This window comes from Nocardioides sp. (genome assembly GCF_016462705.1).
GTDB lineage: Bacteria > Actinomycetota > Actinomycetes > Propionibacteriales > Nocardioidaceae > Nocardioides.
On the sequence record NZ_JAEMSS010000267.1, the window covers coordinates 1 to 4,257 of the forward strand.

At 73.9% G+C, this 4,257-nt stretch carries 3 protein-coding genes; 1 reads left to right on the forward strand and 2 read right to left on the reverse strand.

All coding sequences use genetic code 11. The features are described 5' to 3' along the window. Positions 1–1,984, reverse strand: a 1,984-nt coding sequence (locus tag JHD21_RS21110; RefSeq protein WP_292679432.1) for an ATP-binding protein, incomplete at its 3' end; no start/stop codon positions are given. A 193-nt stretch (positions 1,985–2,177) separates the two neighbouring features. Here JHD21_RS21110 and JHD21_RS21115 point away from each other — a divergent pair. Further along, positions 2,178–2,891 (forward strand): DUF4386 family protein, encoded by a 714-nt coding sequence (locus JHD21_RS21115; protein ID WP_292679434.1) that lies wholly within the window; start codon positions 2,178–2,180, stop codon positions 2,889–2,891. Between the two features lie 73 nt (positions 2,892–2,964). On the opposite strand, the gene JHD21_RS21120 is transcribed toward JHD21_RS21115, so the two are convergent. Continuing rightward, positions 2,965–4,257 (reverse strand): DEAD/DEAH box helicase (locus JHD21_RS21120; RefSeq protein ID WP_292679436.1); only part of this gene is annotated, 1,293 nt, incomplete at its 5' end.

A 4,257-nucleotide genomic window follows, 5' to 3' on the forward strand; every position in this document is an offset into this window, starting at 1 on the left:
CCATGACGACGGTCCCACCGCCCGGCCCGGGCGCGACCGTACAGCTGCCGCCGAGCTCCTCGGCGCGCTCCCGCATCGACAGCAGGCCGACGCCGGGCACGGGGTCGGTGGGGATCCCGCGTCCGTCGTCGGCCACGGTCACCTCGAGGGCGCCGGCGACTCGCTCGACGGCGACCCGGACCTCACCGGCGGAGCTGTGCCGGGCCGCGTTGTGCACGGCCTCCGTGGCGACGCGCAGAGCCGCGACCTCGACGGCCGCGGGCAGGTCGCCGACGTCCCCGCGCACCTCGACCCCGACACTCAGATCACCGGTCGCGAACCCGTCTGCGAGCGCGAGTAGGGCCTCCTCGAGGCCGAGCTCGTCGAGGGTGGCCGGCCGCAGCCCGTCCACGATCCGCCGCACCGTGCCGACCGCGCCGGTGACGAGGGTCTCGGCGCGGGCGGCCAAGCTCTCGGCCGTCTCGTCCGTGGACAGCGAGCGGATCTCGCCCAGCTGGAGCGCCACCGCGGCGAGCACCGGCCCCAGGTCGTCGTGGAGGTCGTGCCGCAGCCGCCGGCGCTCTTCCTCGCGCGCGCTGACCAGCCGTTCCCTGGAAGTCTGCAGCGCGTCGCGAAGCTGCGCAGCGTGCGCCGCGACGGCGACGTGGCGGGCGAGGTCGTCGAGGAGGCGCAGATCGGCAGCCGAGAGTGGCCGGCCTTGACGACGCGGGCCCACGACCAGCTCGCCCACCGGTTCGCCGAGGTGGACCAGGGGAACGACGACCCGCTCGCTGCCCGGCGTGCCGCTGACGGCGTACGGGCCGTCGAGTACGTCCACCGCGACCCACGGCAGCTGGAGAGCCTGTCGCACGGCCTGGGCCACCCCGGCGAGGACGTCCGCACCCACCGGCGCCACGGCGGCGGCCTCGAGGCGTCGGCCGAGCACGACGAGCGCTCGGTAGGGGTCGGCGCGGTCGCCCCGGGTCAACCGGTCGACCAGGCGCTGCACGTGCCGACGTGCGGGCTCGGCGCCGAGCGCGACCACGACGGTCGCCAGCAGTGGAGCACCCGTGCGCCGGCCGAGCGCGTCGCCCAGGGACACGACCACAGCGGCGTAGACAGCGATGACCAACGTCGTGAGGACGGTGTAGACCAGCGTCCGGTTGATGACGAGGTCGACGTCCCAGAGGCGATAGCGCAGAGTCGCCACCGCGATCCCGGCGGGCAGCGGCAGCACCGAGATCGCCAGCAGCAGCTCGGAACCGCCCTCCGGCCCCACGAGGTGACCGGCGAGCAGAAGGGCGCTGGTCAGCACCACCCCGTAGACGACCCACTTGAGCTGCTGACGCTCGGCGCCCACGGCGGAGCGCCAGCGCAGCCCGAGCGAGATCAGGCCTACGAAGGCGCACACGAGCAGGAGCGGCAGCGAGACCGCCAGGAGCGTCGGACCGAAGGGCAGGGCCGCCGGCGACTCCACGTCGTCGAGCAGCCCCTCCAGTGGTGCCTCGTCCATCCGGTCGTACGGCGTGACCGCCCAGCCCAGCGGCGCCAGGACGGTCACGGCTGCCGCCGCCCACCAGGCCAGCCGCCAGCGTCCTTCGGCGGGTGCGCCGTCCGGGAGTCGCAGCGGCAGGAGCGACGCGACAGTGCAGTAGCCGATCACCCAGACCCATGAGCTCAGCCAGAGCGTCGCCTCGCCTGCCGGGAGCGAACCGGGGTCCGCGACCAGTGCGTAGCGAGCCCACTCGCCGCAGAAGCTGGCCAGCCCGAGGGAGAGCCCGGCCGTGATGAGCAGCCAGCCCACGGCCGGCCGAGGTGAGCGTCTCACCAGCAGCGCGCCCGTGACGCCGAAGGAGGCGCCCGTGATCGACCCCGCGCCGGCCACCCGTTGGTCCATGCCTGCCAGGAGGAGCGCGCCGGCCGCCGCCCCCACGGTGACGGCTGAGAGGCCGATCGACGACGCGGTGGAGATGGCCGTGGCCGAGGAGGTCAGGACGCGCGGCATGCGCACATGCTCCGCGAGGGCGTGTGGCTTGTCACGGGACACTCCGTCCCGAGTCGCTCGGGACACGACGTCCGGACGGGACACCACGTCCCGACGTGGTCGATGACGTCTCGCCTCGGGCCTGCGGGACGCCCCGCCCGGCACGGTCCTCCCAGGACACCGGGAGGTCCGGTGCCAGAACGAGGAGAACGTCGTGACCGAGCTCGACCAGCACACCCGCACCACCACCACTGGCGACCTGAGCCGGTGGGCACGGGGCGTCGTCCCCGCGCCGCACGAGGAGGTCCGCGACCGCGGCCCCCGGTTCATCGCCGGCGCCATGGTCGCGTCGCCCCTGGCCATGACGGCCTGGTTCCTGGTGGAGCCCGCGGTCCTGCCTCGCGAGGACGCCGAGGTGTTCCTGGGCTCCGTGGCTGCCTCGCCCGACCGGTACCTCGCGGCCACCGCCATGGTCGCCCTCGCGGGTGCTCTCGGCGTCGCGGCGGCGATCGGCGTCGTGCGCCTGCTCCGCGAGCGCCTGCCCCGGCTGGCGCCGTTCCTCGGGGTCGTGCTGGTCCTCTCCGGCCTCGGGTTGTTCGCGCAGGTCGGGTTCCGGCTGGTCACTCTGTCGCTCGTCCCCGACGGGTCGGTACCCGAGTCGGCGGTGGCGAGCCACGCGGCCTTCCAGAGCAGCGGCTACTTCGACCTGCTGCTGTTGCCGGGGCTGGCTCTGGGCGCGCTCGGCACCGTGCTGCTCCTCGGCGCCCTGCTGCGCACCGGCGTCGTGAGCCGCTGGGTCCCGTTCGCGCTGCTCGCCGGCGCCGTGCTCGCCTCGGGCGAGCTTCCCGACCCGGTGACGGTCGGAGGGGCCGCACTGGGCGCGTTCGCCAACCTCCAGCTCGCCCGCGCGCTGCTGTCCCGGGGCTGATCGAGCTGCCCAGAGGTGGGTCGACCCGCCCGGACACAGGTCCGGGCGGGTCGACCGTCGTTGCGTGCCTGGGTCAGGCGGTCGCGGTCGCCTGACCGCCGTCGCCCTGGCCGCCCGAACGACGGCGCCGGTTGCGGCTGCGACTGCGCGAGGGGGCGCCCTCGCCGCCCTCGGCCTTGGCGGCCGGGGCGTCCGCGGCGACCTGCTCGCCGCTGCGGGTGCGGGTCCGGCTGCGGTTCCGGTTGCGCTGACCGCCCTCGCGGGAGCCGCCCTCGCGAGCGCCTTCGCGGGCCCCGTCCCGGGAGCCGCCGCGCGACGACCCGCCGCGGGATCCGCCACGCCCGCCGTCGCGGTCCTCACGAGGCTTGCGCTGGACCGGGGGAGCGTCGACGAGCCGGCCCTTGGTGCCCGGGGGGATGCCCTGGTCGTGGAACAGGTGCTCGGAGGTCGAGTAGGTCTCCTGCGGCTCGTCGAACGGCAGGTCCAGCGCCTTGTTGATCATCTTCCAGCGGTGCAGGTCCGCCCAGTCGACGAAGGTGATCGCGATACCGGACGCGCCGGCCCGGCCGGTGCGACCGATCCGGTGCACGTAGGCCTTGTCGTCCTCGGGGCAGGAGTAGTTGATGACGTGCGAGATGTCCTTGACGTCGATCCCGCGAGCGGCGACGTCGGTGGCGACCAGGACCCGGAGCTTGCCCTCACGGAACTTCGTGAGCGCCTTCTCCCGGGCCACCTGGGCCATGTCGCCGTGGAGTGCGCTGGCGGCGAAGCCGCGCTCGGCGAGGTCGTCGGCGACGCGCTGGGCCTGGCGCTTGGTGCGCGTGAACACGATCATCTTGTCGGCGTCCTCGGCCTGCAGGACCAGACCGATGATCTCGGGCTTGTCGAGGTCGTGGGCCAGGTAGATGAACTGGGCCGTGGCCGGGACCATCGTCGTGTCGTAGGAGGACTCGGCGCGGATGTTCATCGGGTGCCGCATGTGGTGCCGGGCCAGGCCGACGATCGCCGACGGCATGGTCGCCGAGAACAGCATCGTCTGGCGGGTCTCCGGCGTCATCGAGATGAGCTTCTCGACGTCCGGGAGGAAGCCGAGGTCGAGCATCTCGTCGGCCTCGTCGAGCACCAGCGCGTGCACGTGCGAGAGGTCGAGGGCGCGGCGGTTGGCCAGGTCGATGAGACGGCCCGGGGTGCCGACGACGATGTCGACGCCCTCCTCGAGCGCGTCGAGCTGCCCGTCGTAGCCCACACCGCCGTAGACGGTGAGGACCCGGAGACCGAGGTCCTTGCTGGCCAGCGCGAGGTCACCGGAGACCTGGAGCGCGAGCTCGCGGGTCGGGGCGACGATGAGCGCCTGCGGCTTGCCCTG